The organism is Solibacillus merdavium, from assembly GCF_014836935.1.
Classification (GTDB): Bacteria; Bacillota; Bacilli; order Bacillales_A; family Planococcaceae; genus Solibacillus; species Solibacillus ferritrahens.
In genome coordinates, this window is the sequence record NZ_JACSPW010000003.1 from 43,802 (window position 1) to 65,588 (window position 21,787).

Annotated in this window: 22 protein-coding genes; 12 read left to right on the plus strand and 10 right to left on the minus strand. The window is 36.9% G+C overall.

Annotation, left to right across the window (positions count from 1 at the left end; genetic code table 11):
• Nucleotides 1–24: 24 nt before the first annotated feature.
• A complete protein-coding gene (locus H9632_RS04755) occupies nucleotides 25–420 on the minus strand; it encodes a ribonuclease HI family protein (RefSeq protein ID WP_191702972.1) in 396 nt (131 codons plus the stop codon).
• A 113-nt stretch (nucleotides 421–533) separates the two neighbouring features.
• Here H9632_RS04755 and H9632_RS04760 point away from each other — a divergent pair, with 113 nt between their 5' ends.
• Nucleotides 534–725 carry a zinc-finger domain-containing protein gene (locus H9632_RS04760; protein WP_191699357.1) on the plus strand — a complete coding sequence of 64 codons (192 nt, stop codon included), beginning with the start codon at nucleotides 534–536 and terminating at the stop codon, nucleotides 723–725.
• Between the two features lie 722 nt (nucleotides 726–1,447).
• Here the strand turns inward: H9632_RS04760 and H9632_RS04765 are convergent.
• Together H9632_RS04765 and H9632_RS04770 are read right to left on the minus strand one after the other, a co-directional pair.
• On the minus strand, nucleotides 1,448–2,431 hold the full coding sequence (locus H9632_RS04765) for an SEC-C metal-binding domain-containing protein (protein ID WP_191702973.1): 984 nt from the start codon (nucleotides 2,429–2,431) through the stop codon (nucleotides 1,448–1,450).
• A gap of 221 nt (nucleotides 2,432–2,652) precedes the next feature.
• Nucleotides 2,653–3,552 carry a DMT family transporter gene (locus tag H9632_RS04770; protein ID WP_191702974.1) on the minus strand — a complete coding sequence of 300 codons (900 nt, stop codon included), beginning with the start codon at nucleotides 3,550–3,552 and terminating at the stop codon, nucleotides 2,653–2,655.
• 144 nt (nucleotides 3,553–3,696) lie between these two features.
• On the opposite strand from H9632_RS04770, the gene H9632_RS04775 reads away from it, so the two are divergent.
• The 3 genes from H9632_RS04775 (at nucleotide 3,697) to H9632_RS04785 (ending at nucleotide 6,139) form a co-directional block, all read left to right on the plus strand.
• Nucleotides 3,697–4,578: a LysR family transcriptional regulator gene (locus H9632_RS04775; RefSeq protein WP_191702975.1), complete on the plus strand. Its 882-nt coding sequence runs from the start codon at nucleotides 3,697–3,699 to the stop codon at nucleotides 4,576–4,578.
• A 2-nt stretch (nucleotides 4,579–4,580) separates the two neighbouring features.
• Complete coding sequence (locus tag H9632_RS04780; protein ID WP_191702976.1) at nucleotides 4,581–5,243, plus strand: phosphopantothenoylcysteine decarboxylase domain-containing protein; 663 nt, start codon at nucleotides 4,581–4,583, stop codon at nucleotides 5,241–5,243.
• Nucleotides 5,244–5,326: 83 nt separating this feature from the next.
• Nucleotides 5,327–6,139 (plus strand): VOC family protein, encoded by an 813-nt coding sequence (locus tag H9632_RS04785; protein WP_191702977.1) that lies wholly within the window; start codon nucleotides 5,327–5,329, stop codon nucleotides 6,137–6,139.
• 46 nt (nucleotides 6,140–6,185) lie between these two features.
• Here H9632_RS04785 and H9632_RS04790 read toward each other — a convergent pair whose 3' ends face one another.
• Nucleotides 6,186–6,386 (minus strand): cold-shock protein, encoded by a 201-nt coding sequence (locus tag H9632_RS04790; RefSeq protein ID WP_191702978.1) that lies wholly within the window; start codon nucleotides 6,384–6,386, stop codon nucleotides 6,186–6,188.
• A gap of 192 nt (nucleotides 6,387–6,578) precedes the next feature.
• On the opposite strand from H9632_RS04790, the gene H9632_RS04795 reads away from it, so the two are divergent.
• On the plus strand, nucleotides 6,579–8,258 hold the full coding sequence (locus tag H9632_RS04795) for a formate--tetrahydrofolate ligase (protein ID WP_191702979.1): 1,680 nt from the start codon (nucleotides 6,579–6,581) through the stop codon (nucleotides 8,256–8,258).
• A gap of 93 nt (nucleotides 8,259–8,351) precedes the next feature.
• Here H9632_RS04795 and H9632_RS04800 read toward each other — a convergent pair whose 3' ends face one another.
• Entirely contained in the window at nucleotides 8,352–8,504 is a 153-nt protein-coding gene (locus H9632_RS04800) for a hypothetical protein (protein ID WP_191702980.1), read from the minus strand.
• A 237-nt stretch (nucleotides 8,505–8,741) separates the two neighbouring features.
• Between H9632_RS04800 and H9632_RS04805 the strand changes: the two genes are divergently transcribed.
• The 4 genes from H9632_RS04805 to H9632_RS04820 all read left to right on the plus strand — a co-directional run bounded on the left by H9632_RS04805 (nucleotide 8,742) and on the right by H9632_RS04820 (nucleotide 13,787).
• The gene (locus H9632_RS04805) at nucleotides 8,742–9,374 is read left to right on the plus strand and encodes an HD domain-containing protein (RefSeq protein WP_191702981.1); all 633 of its coding nucleotides are present in this window, start codon (nucleotides 8,742–8,744) and stop codon (nucleotides 9,372–9,374) included.
• Entirely contained in the window at nucleotides 9,371–11,257 is a 1,887-nt protein-coding gene (locus H9632_RS04810) for an ABC-F family ATP-binding cassette domain-containing protein (RefSeq protein WP_191702982.1), read from the plus strand. Before H9632_RS04805 ends, H9632_RS04810 begins: the two co-directional genes overlap by 4 nt.
• Nucleotides 11,258–11,267: 10 nt before the next feature.
• Nucleotides 11,268–12,386 carry a virulence factor gene (locus H9632_RS04815; protein ID WP_191702983.1) on the plus strand — a complete coding sequence of 373 codons (1,119 nt, stop codon included), beginning with the start codon at nucleotides 11,268–11,270 and terminating at the stop codon, nucleotides 12,384–12,386.
• Nucleotides 12,387–12,590: 204 nt separating this feature from the next.
• The gene (locus H9632_RS04820) at nucleotides 12,591–13,787 is read left to right on the plus strand and encodes an aldehyde dehydrogenase (RefSeq protein ID WP_191702984.1); all 1,197 of its coding nucleotides are present in this window, start codon (nucleotides 12,591–12,593) and stop codon (nucleotides 13,785–13,787) included.
• 302 nt (nucleotides 13,788–14,089) lie between these two features.
• Here the strand turns inward: H9632_RS04820 and H9632_RS04825 are convergent, their stop codons facing one another.
• Genes H9632_RS04825 through proB form a run of 3 tightly spaced genes read right to left on the minus strand, consistent with a single transcriptional unit; the run spans nucleotide 14,090 to nucleotide 17,370 of the window.
• A complete protein-coding gene (locus H9632_RS04825; RefSeq protein WP_191702985.1) occupies nucleotides 14,090–14,980 on the minus strand; it encodes a DMT family transporter in 891 nt (296 codons plus the stop codon).
• A 29-nt stretch (nucleotides 14,981–15,009) separates the two neighbouring features.
• Nucleotides 15,010–16,275 carry a glutamate-5-semialdehyde dehydrogenase gene (locus tag H9632_RS04830; RefSeq protein ID WP_225223682.1) on the minus strand — a complete coding sequence of 422 codons (1,266 nt, stop codon included), beginning with the start codon at nucleotides 16,273–16,275 and terminating at the stop codon, nucleotides 15,010–15,012.
• Between the two features lie 12 nt (nucleotides 16,276–16,287).
• Nucleotides 16,288–17,370 carry a glutamate 5-kinase gene (gene proB / locus H9632_RS04835; protein WP_191702986.1) on the minus strand — a complete coding sequence of 361 codons (1,083 nt, stop codon included), beginning with the start codon at nucleotides 17,368–17,370 and terminating at the stop codon, nucleotides 16,288–16,290.
• A gap of 506 nt (nucleotides 17,371–17,876) precedes the next feature.
• Here proB and H9632_RS04840 point away from each other — a divergent pair.
• Nucleotides 17,877–18,371, plus strand: a complete 495-nt coding sequence (locus H9632_RS04840) for a sigma-70 family RNA polymerase sigma factor (protein WP_191702987.1) — start codon at nucleotides 17,877–17,879, stop codon at nucleotides 18,369–18,371.
• Between the two features lie 35 nt (nucleotides 18,372–18,406).
• On the opposite strand, the gene H9632_RS04845 is transcribed toward H9632_RS04840, so the two are convergent.
• Both H9632_RS04845 and H9632_RS04850 read right to left on the minus strand, forming a co-directional pair.
• A complete protein-coding gene (locus tag H9632_RS04845) occupies nucleotides 18,407–18,799 on the minus strand; it encodes a glucosamine 6-phosphate synthetase (RefSeq protein WP_191702988.1) in 393 nt (130 codons plus the stop codon).
• A 388-nt stretch (nucleotides 18,800–19,187) separates the two neighbouring features.
• A complete protein-coding gene (locus H9632_RS04850) occupies nucleotides 19,188–20,030 on the minus strand; it encodes a DegV family protein (RefSeq protein ID WP_191702989.1) in 843 nt (280 codons plus the stop codon).
• A gap of 983 nt (nucleotides 20,031–21,013) precedes the next feature.
• Between H9632_RS04850 and H9632_RS04855 the strand changes: the two genes are divergently transcribed.
• Both H9632_RS04855 and crcB read left to right on the plus strand, forming a co-directional pair.
• On the plus strand, nucleotides 21,014–21,376 hold the full coding sequence (locus H9632_RS04855) for a fluoride efflux transporter FluC (RefSeq protein ID WP_191702990.1): 363 nt from the start codon (nucleotides 21,014–21,016) through the stop codon (nucleotides 21,374–21,376).
• Between the two features lie 9 nt (nucleotides 21,377–21,385).
• Nucleotides 21,386–21,754, plus strand: a complete 369-nt coding sequence (gene crcB, locus H9632_RS04860) for a fluoride efflux transporter CrcB (protein WP_191702991.1) — start codon at nucleotides 21,386–21,388, stop codon at nucleotides 21,752–21,754.
• The last annotated feature ends 33 nt before the right edge of the window (nucleotides 21,755–21,787 follow it).

Below are 21,787 nucleotides of genomic sequence, written 5' to 3' on the forward strand. Positions count from 1 at the left end.
TAGCTGGATAAATGAATCGTTTTATTATTGTTCTGAATTTTTAAGTATTGCTTCCCGTGCAAGGGCGTCGGCGGCTTTATTTTCTTTATCTGGAATCCATTTAATAAAATACAGCTCAAATTGTTTAATGAGTGCCATTGCTTCCAATAAATACGGTTTAAATTCTTCATTTTTAACATATTCTTTGTCAACGGAGCTCACTACAATCTTTGAATCCGACCGCATTGAAACGAAGGTGGCGCCAATTTTCAACGCTTCTTCTAATCCTCTTACCAATGCCGTAAATTCGGCTATATGATTATTTGTAGTGCCTATTGGTTCACTTATCTTAATATGATGACCTTCACCTTTAATAAAAATGCCAATTCCGCTCGGACCCGGATTGCCGGCACTAGCGCCATCAATATAAACTTCCAGCATAAAACCGCTCCTTTTTAATTTGCTTATACTCAGTATAGCAAAACGTTTGAAAGTTGGAGAAAAATAAAAAAATAGCGTACAATAGAAAATCATATTAAAAGGAGGTACATGAATTGAATAAAGTGGATGTGATGAAAGACATTGATGAATTAATGGATACTTATTGTTCAGACTGTCTAGTCATTCGTGACCTTCGTAAAGAACGTGGAAAACACGGTGCTCATCGTTTTTGTATAGAATCTTGTACAGTGGGGGAACAACTTCAATTTCTAGGGCAAGAAATGATGAAAATTTACGAAAAATAATAATTTTATGAAGCGTACTATTGAAAAATAATGTTTTTTTGATATAATAATTAAGTATTTCTTATTTACCTATTTTAAATCTCTGGTACAGATTTATGCAATGTAGGTAAAGCCAATCGACGGAGTGGTATCCGTTGAAAAGTCTCTTCATTTTTATCCCTTTTATGAAAAAGGGAAAGGAACAATTTGCAATGAGCTGCGCATAACAGCTCATTTGCAAATTGTTTTTTTGTTATATTTAAATAGTAATTTTACCCTTATATTTTAAAAGTAAGGTTATCATACAAATATTGGACTCATCACCATAACATGGGGATGCTTTTTTTTATGAAATCTCTCTTAATTGATTGATGGGCAACGGTAAGACAACGATAAAGCCACGTGATAAAGTAAATTCATTAGTGCTCTCCTAAAATAAGGGGAGATTTTACCGTTATTTGAATAGTGTAGCTCATTTTTAAGGTAAATAAGGGAACGTTTTACCGTTATTTTAAATAAAACTGTGAATTTCATGTTTTTTAGGTCAATAACGGAAATTCCTTCCGTTATTTTCACTATTTTTTATGTTATTTTAAAAATAACGGAAATTCGTTCCTCTATTTTTCTTGTTACGCAATTAAATATATAAAAGCTTTGGAGCCACGCCGCCCGGAAAGCAGGTATAATCCAAAGCAAACTAAAAGCTACTTTCGACGTCTCGAAAGTAGCTTTTAGCTTTTGTATTATTGCTTTTCTTTATAGAAAACCGATAATTCCTGATAGTATTTATTTAAAGAAGATGGTGATACGCTAAAGCTCTCACCGATTTCTTTGACAGTGAACTTTTGTTCAAATAGATCATGTTCTTGACCGAATCGTACAGCACCGGCAGCAATTGCACCAGCTTTACGTGCAGAAGGCTGTTTTTCGATTAAATAATCTTCTACAACCATTACAAAGTCATCATTGTTAATCGACTTGTCGGCCATAAATTCTTTAAGCTGTTCCACTACTTCCTGCTCGAAAGGTGTAAACTCTTCACCTTCATAGCCATTCTCTACTAAACCTTCCCATAATAATAAATGGTTTTCTTTAGCAAATTGTTCGACAGATAATTTACTTGCTTTAAAAGCGTTTGTAAACTGTTCAAATGAGATTGCATGTTCTTTATGGAAGAAGATTAATGTTGATACAGCTAGTACATGATTTTTTTCGTTCGAACCATCTGGCAATAAAAATGCGAACACGCGCATGCCTAATGGAATCGATTTATGGCTTTCTCGTTGGATTTGATAAGTTGTTCCATCCAAAGCAGAAATCGCTGTAAAGTATTGATCTTCTACTTCTTCAACTGTCCCAATGAAGAAAATAGGCTGTTCCCATGATTTTAACAGCTCAATCATTGATGGGCGAACGGCTTTTTTAGCCACCTTTGCCAAGAAATTTTTCCAAATATCAGGGCGTTGGTGGAAGAAGTACTCATCCAATGCTACCGCTTCAACTAATTCCTTATGCAATTTCTTTTCAAGCTTTGGTGCCCATTTACGAACTAATTCCATAAATTCGCGAATATCTTTTCTTTCTGGGTAATTGCTATAGAATGTTTGCAGTACATTTTCAATTTCTTCTTGGAAAACGTTCACAGAAGTTACTTGATTTTTACCTTCACAGCACTTCTTGTATTTTTTTCCACTACCGCATGGGCATGGGTCATTTCGTCCAACCATTGTAACACTTCCTTTAATACAACTTTTAAATACTAATACCGCAGTATTGCTACTATTAATAATAACGTCAGATTGTTATTATTGAAACTGATTATCTTTTTTGAACTATCAGAAAGATTGTTGCATTTTAGATTATATTAAATTATATACAAAAATAGAACAATAATAGATAGATTAAAAAAAAAAGAGACACCGCAAGCATTTTGCTATGTCTCTTCATATTATATCATTGTTTCGGAATGTGGTGCTGCAGGTAACTTTTTCATGAATATAAATTGTTCAAGTTGAGCAACAGTATTCCCAATTAAGATAAAGGCCCCTCCAATTACGAGCTGAGAAGTTAACCCTTCGCCGAGGAAAATTATTGCGAATATTGCAGCAAAAATTGGCTCAAGCGAAAAAATCAATCCAGTATGTGTCGGAGAAGTATATTGTTGTACAACAGCTTGGGCGATAAAGCAAAATGCCGTACATATAATACCTAAACCTAAAATAGCTACCCATCCGGATGAAGTTGAAGGAAGTTTAGGAGATTCATACAATATAGTAAAGAGTGCTCCAAATAGGCCTGCGACACCTAATTGATATACGCCATAAGAGATTGATTCTACATTTTTTGTAAATCTACTATTTAAGATTATGTAAATGGAATAGCATATGGCTGCAATAGCAACTAATATATCGCCAGTTTTAAAAGCGAGAGAATCATCAAATGTTAAAATGGTAATACCGATCATTGTTGCTACAACGGCAAAACTGACTGCCCGTGATGGAAGGCGTTTTTCCATAAAGCTTGTAATAATCGGTACTAATACGACAGTTAGGCTTAATATAAAGCCCGCATTTCCTGCAGAAGTTGTTTTTAACCCAAATAATGATAAAGCAAAAACTGAAAATATCAAAAATCCTTGGACGGATGCGTACAGAATCGTTTTTATATTTACGCGTAACATTTTAGGTAAAAAGATAAGCCCCGCGATAATAAATGCAATTAAACATCGTAATGCTACAACATTATACGCCTCTAAAACTTCCAATCCCATAACCATAAAGGTGTAGGATATGCCCCAGAACATTGTAACTATTACCATCAAAATATTTGCTTTTCCTTGTAAACTCACCGTCGTCACCACATTTCCAAAGTATCAATATATCACTGTTATAAAACAGTATAAAACATGATATTGTTATTAGTAAAACGAATGTTTATAATGTTAATTATGAAAAAAATTCATGATGGAATCATGTGTTTGGAGTGAAATAGAATGAGTCTCGTTAAATATGAAATTTTAAATAAAGTAGCAGAAGTGCACAGTTTTACTAAAGCGGCAACTAGTCTAGGGTTAACACAATCTGCTGTAAGCCATGCCATATCCAGCCTGGAAAAGGAATTTGGGTTTAATTTAATTCATCGAAATCGGACTGGTGTTACCTTAACGGAGGATGGAATGCAAATGCTGTATGAAATGCGAAAAGTTCTGTTGGCTCAGGAGCATTTGCAACAAGCGGCCTCCAATATTTTAGGGGTAAGTAAAGGTACCGTTCGTATAGGTTTAATATCAACAATTTCGACCCACTGGATGCCTAATATTATTCATATTATGGATTCTCATTATCCAGGAATTCGCATCGAACTTCGTGAAGGGGATTACTATGAAATTGAACAGTGGTTACTAAAAGGAGAAGTGGACTGTGGTTTTTTGAATCGCACCAGCTCCAAACAGTTTGATTTTATGCCTTTAAAACGGGATCCTCTATTATGTATTGTGTCGTCACATAGTCCACTATATGATAGAACAGAGATAGATTTATTGGAAATAGGAGACACACCTATTATTATGCCTTCCTATAAAGGAACAAATGATGTAATGACAACATTTGAGAAATACGGTGTGCAGCCGAATATACGCTTTGAACTTTACGACGAGAAGGCGATAGCATCCATGGTGGAGCATAATGTTGGTATCAGTATTTTACCTGAAATGGCGATATCAATGTTACCGGATAATGTTAAGGCATTACCGCTCGCTCAGGAAAGTTTTCGGACAATCGGTTTATCGACAAAGCAAAAACTTTCACCGGCCTCAAAAAAATTCGTGGAAGTACTAAAAAATTGGCTAGCAAATGCAGAAACAAAAGGGGAATAGCTATGTTAACAGGAAAAAAGGTATTAATAACAAGTGGCGGTACATTTGAAAAGTGGGATAATGTGCGAGGCCATACGAACTTATCAAAAGGTACGATGGGCTGCTATTTAGCAGAAGCCGCCTTTGAAAAAGGTGCGGACATTACGTATATGCATGGTGTCTTTACACAGCTTCCAGAGCATAAAGATGATATGAAGCTTATAAAATTTGAAGGAATTGAAGACTTAGGGGAAAAGCTGAAACAATTATTGCAATCAGAGCAAATTGATTATGTCATTATGGCGGTAGCTGGATCCGATTGGCTTATAGATAAAGTGTTTGATCAAAGTGGAAACGAGCTTACTGAAAAAGGGAAGATGCCGTCTGATGAACCGCCAATCATTCATTTTAAAAAGGCACCAAAAATATTATCGCAAATAAAAAACTGGTCACCGGATACAACGCTAATAGGTTTTAAACTGGAAGCAACCGATGATGAGCAATTTTTAATGGAACGAGCAACATTGCGAATGGAAACGGCAAAAGCGGATTATATGGTCGCGAATAGCTCAAAATCACTATATGGTGCGATGGAGCCGCATTATATTATTCACCGTTCAGGTAAGGTCGTAAAGATAGATGGTAAACAAGCAGCAGCAATAGCCCTAGTCAATTTATTTTCATAGATGATTTTTTATCTATTTAAAATTTAAGGATGATATTATAATTAGAATATTCTATCTATTTTAAATTGAAAAGAGGCTTAATAATGTATCAATTCGATCACCTAGTTCACTTTGTAAAACAGCCAGAAAAAACGATGCAAAAACTTCAGCAGGATGGAATCCATGTCGTGCCCGGTGGAAGCCATGAAGCATGGGGTACATATAATACGTTAAGTTATTTTGATATGTCCTATATTGAATTAATCGGCATAGAAAATGAAGAGAAGTTCAAGGAAGCGGCAAAACAGAAATATACATTACATGCCAGTTATGAACAAAATCGACGTAAAGATGGGTTGACACGATTTGCGATCCGCACACAAACGATTGAAGAAGATTCCGAAAAATTTAAACAAGCAGGATTGGAAGTTTTTGGTCCGGAACATTTTACTAGAACGCGTGACGACGGTTCGATAGTAGGCTGGCAATTGTTGTATATTGGCCATCCGAATGCAAAAATTGAGCTGCCATTTTTCATTCAATGGGATGAGGCGGATTCGGTTCGACGTGAGGAACTAACAGAACGTGGTATAGTAGCACAGCATCCGTTAGGGAATTTAAAGCTGGATGCCATCCATTTTGCCGTCCCGAATTTTGATGATGTAGAGCAAATTGCTAAACTTTGCGAAGCTGAAATTTTGAAGAAGGAAGATCTGGAACAAAATGCTGAATACAGGATTGTTTTGTTAGGAGAGGTAAAACTCATTTTCATAAAGCAGGTCGGTGAAGGAATCGCCTGGAATTATATGATAGAAAATGGTTATGGCATAAAAAAGGCTGTACTTTCCGGGGGCACCGAGGACAAAACCCTTTCAATTGATGGTGCACGATACGAAATTTGCAAAGCAGTAAAATAAAAAAGAAGCTGTAAACGATATTTTACCGATTCGTTTACAGCTTTTCCTATTTTTTTATAACATTCGATGCTTGAAGACCTCGAATGCCATCAATTACATCAAATTCAACGACTTGTCCCTCATCAAGTGAACGAAATCCTTCTTCTTTTATGCCAGTAAAGTGTACAAAAACATCTTCACCATTATTACTTTCTATAAATCCGTAACCTTTTTCATTATCAAACCATTTTACAGTGCCTTGGTGCATCCGCTTTCTCCTCCGATACTGTCAAAATTCAATTGATGAAACATTAAGAGTACAGAATATTACGAATAAACTATATACTAAATCAACAAGTAATGTCAATAATTTGTCGATTTATGCGTTTAAATTTATTTATCGATTCTGATAAAACAGACTATAATAAGAAAGACTATATAAATGAAAGCAGGGCGAGATATGTCAACAACAACGAAAATACCGAAATCAGACATCGAAATAGCAAATGAGGCAACGATGAAGCCAATCGTTGAAATAGCTGAAAATGCAAAAATACCTTTAGATGCAGTGGAACAATATGGTCGCTTCAAAGCAAAAATTGATACGAGTAAAATTAGTGGTACAGCAAATGCAAAAGTGGTGCTTGTTACAGCGATTAGCCCTACACCAGCTGGAGAAGGAAAGTCTACAGTAACAGTAGGTTTAGCAGATGCCCTTCAACAATTGGATCAGCGTGTAATGGTTGCATTACGTGAACCGTCTTTAGGACCGGTAATGGGTGTTAAAGGTGGCGCAACAGGTGGAGGCTATGCACAAGTTTTACCGATGGAGCAAATTAACCTTCATTTTAATGGTGATTTCCACGCAATTACTACTGCAAATAATGCGTTATCAGCATTAATTGATAATCATATCCACCAAGGTAATGAACTTCATATTGATCCTCGCCGGATTATTTGGAAGCGTGTTGTTGATTTGAATGATCGTGCATTACGTCACGTTACAGTCGGATTAGGTGGACCATTACAAGGGGTACCTCGTGAAGATGGTTTTGATATTACGGTAGCATCGGAAATTATGGCGATTTTCTGTTTAGCAACTAGTATTCAGGATTTAAAGCAGCGCCTGGCACGTATCGTCATTGGTTATACATATGACCGTGAGCCTGTAACAGTAGGAGATTTAAAAGTAGAAGGTGCTTTAACTTTAATTTTAAAGGAAGCATTGGACCCAAACTTAGTACAAACAATTGAAGGTACTCCAGCTTTAATACATGGCGGACCGTTCGCAAATATTGCCCATGGGTGTAATTCAATTATTGCAACACAGACAGCCCGTAAACTTGCGGATATCGTCGTAACAGAAGCTGGTTTTGGATCAGATCTTGGTGCAGAAAAGTTTTTAAATATTAAAGCACGTGAAGCAGGCTTTGAACCGAGTGCTGTTGTAATTGTTGCGACAATTCGTGCCCTAAAAATGCATGGTGGTGTAGCAAAAGCCAATTTAGTGGAAGAGAATGTATCAGCTTTACAGAATGGTATTGCAAATTTAGCGCAACATGTTTCGAATATACGTAATTTCGGTCTTGGGCCAGTCGTTGCGTTAAACCGATTTATTACGGATACGGAAAAAGAACTGCAAGCAGTATTACAATGGGCAGAAGCTAATGATGTTCGCATCGCTCGTACGAATGTGTGGGAAGAAGGCGGAAAAGGTGGAATTGAGCTTGCTCAACATGTGTTGGAAGTAATCGATCAGCCACACACTTACAAGCCTTTATATGAGCTTCAGGAAACGGTTGAGCAAAAATTAATTAAGATTGTACAGCAAGTATATGGCGGATTAGGAGTACAATTAACAGAAGTCGCAAAAAGACAATTGGCTGCTATTGAGAAAAACGGTTGGGATAACTTACCGATTTGTATGGCTAAAACACAATATTCATTATCTGATCAACCAGGCTTACTTGGTCGCCCGACTGATTTTGTTGTGACAATTCGTGAAATAATACCAAAACTTGGTGCAGGCTTCTTAGTTTGCCTAACTGGAGATATTATGACAATGCCGGGATTACCTAAACAGCCAGCAGCATTAAATATGGATGTTGCGGAAGATGGCAGTGCTGTAGGTCTTTTCTAATTAAAAAACCTAAAAAAGAAACGTATTCGTATATATTATGCGAATGCGTTTCTTTTGTTTAGAAAATTATTATTAATCACTGGCTTTAGTCCTTTAAAACATAATTTGGAACAGGTTAGTCACAATCATAAAAGTTGCGCTTGCACCATAGGCTACTGACCCGATTAGTATTGGAGAAATGACGATTAGGCCTTTTCGTTGGTTTTCATTCATATTTGGTGTAACCGCTTGCATTATTCGTTGCATAAATAACACACCCCTTTTTTCTGTTTTGTGTTTCTGTAATGCTATTATATGTTTAATATTTGTATAATTCAATAGATATGTTCACATTTTTGACAAAAAGTTTCATTAAGTCCTATATTGAGAAAAGAGTTTTTAGGCGGAACTTATAGAATGGCATGCTAATAACTTATGTACGAATTGTGTTACATGTTAAAATGAAAAGGTAAAAGAATCTAATTTGGAAATGGTGAATGATATATGAGAGAACAGTTACAGCAATGTGAAAAGCTTGTAAAAGGAATATATGAATCAATGGATGCAAGTCATGATTTCCAGCATATTGAGCGTGTCTATAATAACGCATTGGCAATTTTAAAAACTGAACCTTCAGCAAATGAAAAAATAGTTTGCTTATCTGTACTGCTACATGATGTAAGTGATTCAAAATATACAACTGACAAGTCAAACGAAGAGCGGATTTTAAATGAACTGAAATTAACAGCAGAAGAAAGAAAGCATATTCAAACAGTTATTGCAGAAGTATCTTTTAATGGGGGCAATGAGTTACCGGCGACAACAATTGAATCGAAAATTGTACGGGATGCAGATCGCCTGGATGCTATAGGTGCCGTAGGAATTGCACGTACTTTTGCATATGGTGGTGCAAAAGGGCGCAAGTTGTATGATGATTCAGAAGAAGTGCGTTTTCAAATGACTGAAGACCAGTATCGTAGTCAATCAACGGCAAGTGTGACCCATTTTTATGAGAAACTATTATTATTAAAGGATTTAATGGTAACAGCAAAAGGGTGCGAAATGGCTGAAGAGCGCCACAACTATATGGTACAATTTTTAGATCAGCTAAAAAAAGAAAGAGACGGGATTTTATGAGTCATTTAATCGTATCAAATTTAACTAAAACAGTAGGCGATAAAACGCTATTTCAAAATATTGAATTCACAATATATGAAGGGGAACGTGCAGGCTTAATTGGCATTAATGGAACAGGAAAGTCTACATTATTATCCATTCTGGCTAAAAAGCAGGATGCGGATACAGTGGACTTTGACCATCCGAATAAATACCGCATAGCCTATTTGGAGCAAGATCCCCAGTTTTCAACTGATATAACAGTATTGCAGGCGGTATTTGATGGAGATTCTCCAATTTTACAATTAAACCGTGCGTATGAAGAAGCTGTTGCGGCATTATCACAAAATCCGCAATCAGAAAAATTGCAAAACGAGCTATTCCGTCTTCAGCTACAAATGGATACTGATAATGCATGGGACGTAAATGCATTGGCAAAACAAGCGTTAACAAAGCTTGGTATTGATATGTTTGATAAAAATGTAACGGAGCTTTCTGGTGGTCAGCAAAAGCGTGTTGCATTGGCGAAAGTATTAATTGAGCCAGCAGACCTTTATCTATTGGATGAGCCAACAAACCATCTGGATGTGGCATCTACAGAATGGCTGCAGGAGATGGTGTCACGGTTAAAAGGGGCTGTTATATTCATTACCCATGATCGTTATTTCCTCGATGAAACGGCTACCCATATATACGAGCTGGCAGATAAAACATTATATCGCCATACTGGTTCATATGGAGATTTCCTTGAAGCGCGGGCAATTCGTGAAGAGATGAACGCGGCATCACAGGCAAAAATGAGAAATCGATATCGTGCCGAACTAAAATGGATTCGACGTGGCGCAAAAGCACGTACGACAAAACAGAAAGCTCGTATTCAGCGTTTTGAAACGTTGGACGATTCGATTGACCGTTCAAATGACCAAACTGACTTAGAGTTAGGACTAGCAACAACGCGTTTAGGAAAAAAAGTGCTGGAATCTGACGGCATTTCCAAAGCATACGGAGATCGCACTATTATTAAGGACTTCCAATTCCTATTGCAGTCAGGAGATAGAATAGGGATAATCGGAGCAAATGGCTACGGTAAATCTACACTATTAAATATGCTTGCAGGCGAAATTGAGCCTGATGCAGGAGAAGTAATTGTCGGCTCCACAGTGAAGCTTCTTCACTTTAAGCAAACATTGCCGCCGATGAATGAAAATGCGCGAATGATTGATTATATTCGTGAAGCTTCCAATGACATTACGGATTCTGAAGGTGTACGATATTCTGCTTCCCAAATGCTGGAGCGCTTCCTATTTCCGCTTAATTCCCACGGGACACCGATAAGCAAATTATCGGGTGGGGAGCGAAAACGCCTGCATTTATTGCGCCTATTGATGGAGCAGCCGAATGTATTGCTATTGGATGAACCAACAAATGATTTAGATATCGAAACATTGGGCGTGCTGGAAGACTTTATCGAAAATTTCCCGGGTGTCGTCATTACAATTAGTCACGACCGATTCTTTTTAGACCGTATTGCCAAAAAACTTTGGATTTTAGATGGCAAGGGCGGTGTATCAGAAAGTCTGGATGTGTATACTGATTACTTAGCGAAACGAGAATCGGAGCTCCAGCAGGAAGCAAAGGAATTAAAGCAGGAAAAGCCAAAAGTAGAAAAGCAAAAAAATGAAAAGAAAAAGTTGTCATTTAAAGAACAAAAAGAGTGGGAAACTATAACAGAATCCATCGCAAAAATGGAAGAAAAGATAATGCTTTTAGAAGAAGAGATTTCGACGGCGGGTTCTGATTTTACAATACTTCAGAAATTGACAGCAGATTTGGAACAAAATAATTTAGAGTACGAACAGTTGATTGAGCGTTGGAGCTATTTAGACGAAATAGTAAATGGATAGGAGCATAAAAATGAAAATTTTATCAATTGAACCGACACCAAGCCCAAATTCAATGAAAGTAATAATTGATCAGGATCTGCCATTTGGCAAAAGCTTTAATTACACGAAAGATAATATTGTGGAAGCTTCACCTGAGTTACAGAGCATTTTTGCCGTGGAAGGCGTAAAAGGTATCTATCATGTATCGAACTTTTTGGCGATTGAACGCAATGCCAAATATGCATGGGAAAATATTTTAGCCGATATTCGCCGTGCTATTGGTGGAGAGGCAACTGAAAGCACAGAGTTTGAGCTCAATGAGCATTATGGTGAAGTAAATGTCCATGTACAAATGTATAAAGCGATTCCGCTGCAAATTAAAGCATTTGACGGCGAAGGTGAAGTACGAATTAGTGCAGGAGACCGTTTTACAACAGCATTTAAACGTCTTCAGTTTAGCGTAGCAGATGAAAACTATATTTTCGAACGTAAATGGGTGGACTTTGGTGTTCGATACGGAGATAAGGAACAAGTGGCACAGGAAGTGTTAAAAGAAGTAGATGCACTTTATCCGCAAGATCGTGTTGAAACAATTGTCCATTCAGCCAATGAACAAGTGGTAACAGCCGCACAAGAGAGAAAAGAAGTGACTTTAGAACAATATGAGCAAGTGGAAGATTGGCAGCAACGCTTCCAACTACTTGATCAACTACCAGATCCGGAAGTGAAGGATATTCCGTTATTGGAAAAAGCACTAGAAGATGAACAGATGTCTGTTCGCCGACTTGCGACAGTTTATTTAGGGATGATTGAAGATGCAGCGGTAGTACCTGCTTTAACGAAGGCTTTAAATGATAAAAGTGCAGCTGTTCGCCGTACAGCAGGTGACTGTATGAGTGATTTAGGATTACCTGAATTTGAACAGGCGATGATTGCAGCACTCGGCGATAAAAATAAACTAGTACGCTGGCGAGCAGCCATGTATTTGTATGAGGCCGGCACAGAGCAGGCGATTGACGCATTAAAAATAGCAAGTGAGGATAAAGAATTTGAAGTGAAGCTACAGGCGAAAATGGCTTTAGCCCGTATTGAAGGCGGGGAAGAGGCAAAAGGATCTGTATGGAAGCAAATGACAGAGAGTCGTAAGTGAAATGTTAGTGGGAAAGGTTTGAAAGAAGCCGATGAGCGTCGCAATTTTGCGGCGCTTTTTTACGTTTTAACCATTGTTAATACAAATAGGATTTTAGTCAGTATTATTTAATTTGTTCCAATGTTTTTTTATAGATTAAATGGAAATTTTTTATAAATTAGTATATATTTAATATTATAAAAATTGAAAGGTGATTCAAGCAATATGGAGTTATTATTGGAAAATTCGAGCGGTTTGGAGAATGAGCGAAAGGAAGCATTACTAAAATTATTGTATTCCACTTACTTTGAAGATCGTATTTTTTTAAAAAGCAGTGATTTTTATTTATATTTCCATGACTTATGGTCGCTTTTCGAAACAGGGCAAAAATATGAGCTAAATATCGTTGAAGATAACGTGAGGTTAAAGGATTGGCGAATTTTTATCCTGGAGTTTTTTGCTTCTAGAAATTTGGAAAAAATGCAATTTGAATATTTAACCAACTCTTCAGTCAAGAAGTTTCTCATATCTCTCTATATAATAAAAAAAATTGAAAAAAACTATATTACAGCCCTTGGTAAAACGCTGAAGCTAGAAACTATAAAAAAAGAATACTCATCGGACATCGATCTTGCTATAACTGGGGAACTATTATTACAGCAGGAAATACTGTTAAAAGTTCAAAGCAACTGGTATGTAAATTTATATAAGTTTAATACAGTATATGATCAAATCATTGAAGAAATATTAGAAGAAACCCATGCGGTAGAGCAATTATTTGGTGAAAAAGTTTGGGATATTATTAGTAATGAGAATTTAAAAAAAATGATGGATTTCCTGGAATCGAAACATTTTTCAGAAGTGTTATTCTGGAAATCGAAATTTCAGTCAGAGCAATTTCTGAAGATTGGTCTGGATTCTAAAAGTACATATGTGTTTTGCGTTCAAAAAGATATTTCAATGAGAAAAAGTATAAACTTACAAACAGCACTGGCATTGGCAGTAGCTGAATTCTCGCAAAAAAATGAACATAATTTTGTTTATGTGCCTTTTGCACAAAGCATCGACCAAGAAATGATTGCACTTAACGGAAAGATAGATTTTAATGATTATGTTGGATTTAATAATACTTATGATAATAAACTGCAACCAGTTGATTTTAAAAGTGTAATTAATTATGCCTTTACGTTGCTGAAACTTGGACTATCACATAGCAGTGGTGGAAAAGTTTATTTGTTATGCAATGAACTATTGTTTGAAAATTTCCCGCAGGAAGAAGAATGGAAGGAAGCTGTTACACAGTATAAACAATTGAAAATGATTGAAATTGTCGTTATTTTTATCGGCGATAAATCGAAGCTTCAGGATATTTGGTTTGCAGATAAAATATTGGTTCCAAAACAATTGGCTCAATTCAGATAACAAAAAACTCTAATTAGTATGAGTGATGCTTCACCTTACTAGTTAGAGTTTTATTTTTGTTAAGGAAATTATAGATTTTGGCATTATGGATAACTTTGAAATAAAATGTTGTCCACGGCTAGGCTAAAGTGCCACCTCCTCGCACCATTAGGTCGCTCCGTGCAAAAATGGTGGCGCTTTTACTTTTGCGTCGGGCCCTCCAACGTCTTGAGGCTCACACGATGTGAGTCATTGTGGGCATGCCATAAGGTTGTTGCGTTTTGCCCACTCGAAGTTGAACGGGCTCTTTAGCGCTTTTGTTCTTAGGAACTATTTGACTTCACAGTTTCGGCATGTTGCGGGGGATAAAGAACGGTATAAAAAATACTGCCGAAAATAAGTATAATACCGGCTACTTGCAAGAAGCTGGGTCGGAATGACAGGAAGATGGCATCGAGTAAAATAGCTACGACAGGATCTACAAAAACAAGTACAGATACAATAACTGTCGGTAAATCTCGTATACTGTCAAAAAACAAGTAGTAGACAAATCCAGTATGAATAAATCCTGTTCCGAGTATATATAGCCAGTTCGTATTCGTTAAATTATTAAATGCAGTAAAATCACTTAATGGAAACAGTATGACGATCCCTACAATGGTTTGGATGAAAGTTAACGCATAGGACGACATGCCCTGAATCGTTTTACTCGTAAACATTGTTAATGCATAGCATATCGCTGATAGCAATGCCCATACAAAACCGGAATTCATAAATTGTGCAATACTTGTAAAACTATCGATGCCAACTATAAGGATGCTTCCAAAAAAACAGATGACTGTCGCACAAATTGAACGTATTCCCATTTTCTCCGCCAAAAAGACAGAACCTAACATCAATACAAATATAGGTGCTAGATTATAGATGGAAATCGCAATCGATATAGACATTACTTCAAATGCCTTAAATAAAAACACCCAGTTCAGGACGATAAATATACCGCATAATAAAGTCTTTAATACTTCTTTTCTTTCCCAAACTTCTGTTTTATGTCCACCAGTTATTAGCCAGAGCGCTCCTAAAAAGATAGTTGCGCAAATGCAGCGGATAAACACGAGTTCCACAGCAGGTAAGCCTGTCTGAGTAGTAAAAAAACCAATGGAACCGAAAATAGCCATAGAAATAGTGAGCTTAATCATTGAGCCGACATTCATAGTGGGAACCTACTTTCTGTAAACAGCAATTATTGTCGAATTTGACCGTTACCATGAATGAAATATTTGGTAGAAGTTAATGCAGGTAATCCCATAGGTCCACGAGCATGCAATTTTTGTGTTGAAATGCCGATTTCAGCACCATATCCAAATTCAAAGCCGTCTGTAAAGCGGGTGGAAGCATTATGATAAACGGCAGCGGCATCAACAGAATTTAAAAATACATTTGCATTTTGTACATTATCTGTAATAATTGCCTCAGAATGATTTGTTCCGTAATGATTAATATGATGGACGGCCTCGAAAACATCTTCCACGACTTTTATACTTAATGTTAGATCAAGAAACTCCTCAGCATAGTGCTCGTCCTCAGCAGGAATTGCGTCACTTAATAATTCACACACATGCTCGTCGCCATAAATTTTAATTCCGAGCTCATGATGCAGGAAATGTAAAAAATCTTTCCCATGAATATTGAAAAAATCCTTATGAATAAGCAGACTTTCCGCGGTATTGCATACAGAAAGGCGCTGTGTTTTTGCATTTTTCACTATTGATTTGGCCATCTCAACATTAGCTGAAATATCCAAATAAATATGGCAGTTGCCGGCCCCTGTTTCTAAAACTGGGACTGTTGATTCGCGAACTACTAAATCAATCAATTTTTTACCGCCTCGTGGAATGAGAACATCTAAATATTCGTTTAATGTAAATAGTGCTTTTGCAGTTTCGCGGCTCGTATCTTCAATGAGCAATACAGCATCGGTAGGGTAGTTCACTGCTTCTAAAGCGCGGTGAATAGATGCAACTAGGGCCATGTTGGAATATTTCGCTGAAGAGCTTCCACGTAATAGAACCGAATTGCCTGTTTTTAATGAAAGTGTAGCAGCATCGACTGTTACATTCGGTCTTGCTTCATATATCATGCCGATAACACCTATTGGTACACGTTTTTTTATAATGTGAAGACCATTTTCTTTCGTAATTTCCTCAAGGATTTCACCGACTGGATCTTTCAGTTGAATAAGCTGGATGATGGCATCGCTCATCGCTTTGATACGCGTTTCATTTAATAGAATACGATCAAGTGTGGCATCGTCTAATCCATTTTCTTTTCCGGAAATTATATCTTTACTATTTTCAGATAGGATTATGTCCATGTCAGTCAAGAGCTGATGCGCAATACTTTCCAAAGCTTTGTTTTTTTCGGATGTATCTTTTACATTTGTTTCGTAGCTTGCCTTTTTAGCGCGCTTTCCTTTTTCAATAACTTCATTTGCCATTACTTTTGTCATAATCCTACCTCCTTATATTTTTACCCATTGATTCCGGTGAATAACTTCAATTGGTACATGCATCAGGTCAGCGGTCTGTTTACCCATCGCGAGCTCTAATTCAGATGACGAATACATCACTTCGCCGCGTCCGATGCATGTATGGCGGTCATAAACTTCAACAACATCACCTTTTTCAAACTGACCTTCAAATGCATATATACCAGCAGGCAATAAACTTTTCCCGCCAAATTGTAGGGCCTTTACGGCGCCTTCATCGATAAATAGCTTACCTGAAGACTTTGTCAGCTTTACCCATTGTTTATTCGTGGGAATGGCTTTTTCATTACATTTAAAATAAGTGCCGTCCCCTTTATTTTCTAAAATTTCAATTAATTTTTCCGAGCCGCATCCTGTACCGATAAACACATCTACACCGGCATTAGTCGCAAATCTTGCTGCCGCCAGCTTTGAACGCATACCGCCAGTGCCAACCTTTGATCCGGAACCGGAAGCAAATTCTAACATTTCATCCGTAATTTCCTCGATAACATCTATCCGTACGGCAGTCGGGTTTGTTAGGGGATTGGCCGTATACAATCCGTTGACATCCGTCAGAATTACTAATTGATCTGCATGTATTAAACCACTTACTAAAGCAGAAAGCATATCATTATCACCAAAAGTTAATTCAGCAACCGAAACTGTGTCATTTTCATTAATGATCGGAATGATTGAACGTTCCAGCAGCTCCGTTAAAGTTTCATACGCATTTTTATAGCGCTGTTTATCGCTAAAATCGGAGTGGGTTAATAATATTTGTGCTGGTGTCACCTTATACGTGTCGAATTCATCTGAATAAGCTTGGATCAAAACACTTTGGCCAACAGCCGCAGCTGCCTGCCTACCTTTCAGTGTGACGGGTCTAGAGGAATAGCCCAGCTTTCTGAACCCGGCTGCAACTGCCCCTGAAGATACTAATATAACTTCATGACCGGCCTGTTTTAGTGCTGCAAGTGCCGCTACATGGTCCTGAAATTTTTCATAATCGAGCTCACCTTTAGTGTTCGTTAATGAGCTGCTTCCAATTTTTACAACAACACGTTTTCTTTCCATAAAAACGCCTCCAATGACATACAAATAAAAAACACTTTTCATCCTAGAAATTAGGACGAAAAGTGCAGTTTCCGTGGTACCACCTAAATTGAATGTATAGTCATACATCCCACTTAATCTCATAACGCTGAGTCGGCGCCTATTTTTTAGGAGCTTGTTGAAGTAGGTTCAGTAGGTTTTGCTATGCCATTCTTACAGCCTATGGAATGTGCTCTCTTGTCTAGCCAAGTGCCACTTACTCGTCTTCAATATGCTTTTACTTTTTCTAATAGCATCATGCATGATAGGCCGTTTTTTGTCAATACCAACACAAATTTTCGATTTTAAAATTGTGCAGAAATTATCGATTTAGACGATTTTAATAGAGGAAAACTGCATTTTTAGGGTAATTATTATTTATTTTGTGCTATTTCCGTAAAAACTGCATTTTGCTCGTTTTCTCGAAATTTTTTAAGTTTGTACTACCTAGGAATATTGGTTGTGCACAGCTTAAAGGATTGGAATTTATGCAGGAAATCGAGCAAATTATTCTCGATCATGAAGAGTTAATAAAAAAGGCTATTTTTAAGTTGAAAATTTACCGTGATTTTGAAGAGTATATGCAGGTAGGGCGAATCGCTTTATGGAAAGCTGCTAAAAGCTTTGATAAAACGAAAGGGGAATTCGCGATGTTTGCCTATATGACAGTCAAGTATGCAATTACCCGGGAACTTTCCAGATCGATTGATGTGAGCGAAAATGAGATTTCTGTGGAAGAAGAGGTATATTCCAATGTAGAGCAACAGCCAGCTATTCAACCTTGTCTTGAGTGGCCAGAATGGTTTAGTAAATTAAAGGAAGATGAACAGTTTTTACTAAAAGCGTTGTTTCTTGAAGACTTAAATTTAAAGGAAGTTGCGGATAAATATGGTCTTCCTTATGAGGCACTAAAAAAAAGGCGGCAGCGATTATTTACTAAAATCAGGAAGATAGTGGAGCAGAGAAAAGGGGAGACATATTAAAAAAAGTGGAGGCTATGACACATCCACTTGGTCTATTATTGCAATAAATTTAAAAAAGTCGTTCGTTGTTCTTCAGTTTGCTGCTCTCCATTGACTAGCATGGCACCTAAGCGGTATTCTGTTTGTCCCTTTTCAACAACGTACTGCAAATTGATGGGCTGAACCGAATTTTCATACTCACATTCACCTTTAAATTCAACGACATGCTCCATCATTTTCGTTTGGAAATATTCCCAGCGGCTTTTTTTACAATAATTTGTAAAGGCATCTCCAGTAGTAATAGTGCTATTTTCTATGACTGGAGTTGCTTTTATGTATGTAATATAGTCATTATCAGTAACTGCTTTTTGCGGACCAAAAAAGTAAAAGAATACACCAATAACTCCAATTGGTATAATCCAAAAGATTGTTCGCTTTCTTTTTTCCATATAATAAATCCCCCTTTTTCTATTAGTAGTATAACATTTGGTAGTTGTTATTTTCTACATTGCGATAATATATAACTCGTTAAAATTAAATTCTACTTTATTAAGTGTCTACTTTGTAGCCGCTGTTCTCCGTTACGGCTGACGCTTTCCTGGGGGCACGGCTCGAGCCTGTAGTCTCTCCCACGTGCTTGTCCCCATGGAGTCGCCGCCTTCACTCCGAACAACTAATTTTACTTCCAAATAATGTGAATTTCTGCATAATTTCAAGCGGAAATTTGGATTTCTTAAAAGCTTATTTGGGTTTCATAGTAAAAATAAAAGAAAAGAGAAGTTGCAGATCACATTGCAATTTCTCTTTTGCATGAGCGGAACTATGTCCTGGCCTTATCTATTTTTTCATCCATGAAATTGCAAGGGTACCTTCACCCATATGTGTTACGAGGGATGGGCCGAAGTAGGCGAGTTTAAAATGGACAGTCGGAAATGTGGTTTGCAGCTTTTCCATCCATGTGCGACCTTGCTGCTCACAATTCGCATGCATAATGACAGCCTGCAATTCCCCATATGTTTCCACTGCTTGCTGTAGTAAGCCTCTTACTCGCAATACGGCTTTTCTTTTTGTCCGAACTTTTTCAAATACAGCAATTTTTTTATCTTTTATATGCAAAATCGGCTTGATTTGCAACAAGCTGCCGATCACGGATGACGTAACAGATAACCGTCCGCTCCTTTGTAAATGGATGAGATCATCCACAATAAAATAAGCATCCAGCGATTTTTTTAAATCTTCCAGCCGTTCTAAAATTTGCTTGGCAGATGCGCCATTTGCAGCTAATTTAGCCGCCTCAATAACATATGACGCCAATGGACCTGCAGCAACTTCCGAATCGAATACAGAGATTTTTACATTGTCGACCAATTGGGCTGCTTGCAGCGAACAATCGTATGTGCCACTCACACCACTTGATATATGGATTGCCAGTATTTCATCATATTCTTTTCCTAATCTTTCATAAAGTTCTACAAATTTACCGATAGATGGTTGTGAAGTCTTTGGGAATTCCTTAGTAGTATGTACAATTTCGTAAAATTGTTCTACGCTGAGTGTGAGTTCCTCTTCAAAAGTAGCATGATTAAAATGAACGTTAATCGGAACAACATGTATATTATATTGTTTAAGTTCTTCAAGCGGTAAATAAACTGTACTATCAGTCACAATTGCAGTTTTCATGTTTTACACTCCTCAAAGTAATAATAGAACAAAAATAATCTTATTTTATATTTACGTAAGGATTGTACAATTAGAACTATTTACAGATCATATAGAATATTTTATTGGTTACCCTAAAGATCGCTCAGCAATTAATGAATCACAGAATACAAAAAGAGACCTGGAATATAAATTCCAGGTCATGTGATTACTACTTTTCATCCTCCATGACACGCTGCCTCGCTTTCACATTAATTTTCTAATGAAAATTTGTGCTTAAGCTATAATCAGTTTTGAAGAACCTTTAGAGACGATCATTCGCACTCATCGGGTTAACCCTCCTAGTCAGTTGGATTGGAAGTGAAATCTTTAATAGTATAGGTCGATTATTATTTTTTATACATTTTAGTTAAAAAAAATTGTCTCATCACCATAACATGGGGAAGATTTTATAATAAAATTTCACTTGATTGATTGGTGGGCTACGGCAAGACAGCGCTAAAACCACGTGATACGTGTCTTTATCACTGCCTTTATTGCCTTTTGCGAGGTCCACCAATCCGAAAATTTTCCCTCGTTATAAAGTGGTGGAATAAAAGCACTGAAGCATCCGACCAACTTTGAGTGGGCAAAACGCCTTAGTGGACAGAAAGTGCCTTATTAAGTTTTTAATTGCCATTCTAAAATAAGGGGAGATTTTACCGTTATTTAAATGATGTAGCTCATTTTAGGATAAATAAGGGAACGTTTTACCGTTATTTTAAATAAAATCCTGAAATTTCATGTTTTTTAGGTCAATAACGGAAATCCCTTCCGTTATTTTCACTATTTTTTATGTTATTTTAAAAATAACGGAAATTCATTCCTCTATTTTTCTCATTGCGCAATTCATTATACAAAATACGGACTTCATTAGAAAATTTTTGTCACCCCCAACTTATGGTGATGAATCAAAAATTTTACAAAAAAGTACAGAGCTTTTTAGGAGGAGGTTTGAACTTCACATGATTTACTTTTTGGTAGGCACTGCAGGAGCTATTGGAGCGGTTTTAAGGTATGTAATAGGCATTTTCTTTTTTACGGATAGTTCATTTCCAATTACAACATTAAGCATAAATCTAATCGGATGTTTTCTGCTAGCCTGGTTCACAACAAGTTTATTTAAACGACTTTCCGTTTCGCCAATGATTAGTACTGCTGTTAGTACAGGTTTTATAGGTTCCTTTACTACATTTTCGGCTGTTAGTGTAGAGACAGTCAACATGTTTCAATCGGGCAATGTATTGTTGGCTGCCTTTTATGTATTTATAAGTATTAGTGGGGGACTCTTAATGAGTAGCCTAGGATTTCACTGGAGCAGGGAGTGAACTGAATTTATGGGAATTACAAACTTATTACTCGTTGGAATTGGGGGTTTCTTTGGAGCAATAGCCCGATATTCAATAAGTAAACATTTAAACAGTAAAACAAAATATTCAATACCAATAGGAACACTTACCGTTAATTTGCTGGGATCGTTTCTTTTAGGTATTCTCATTGGTGCAAAAGCTGATGTAATGTTTCTGCTTCTACTTGGAACAGGATTTCTTGGAGCCTTTACAACTTTCTCTACTCTAAAATTTGAAATGACCGAAATGTACGTACATAAAAATAAAAAGAAATTGTTACTTTATACAGTATTGACCTATGGACTGGGCCTGATACTTGCCTATGCCGGATATTTGATTGGTAATTCGTATCAATAAAAAAACAGTGTGATTTCAAAAATGAAACCCACT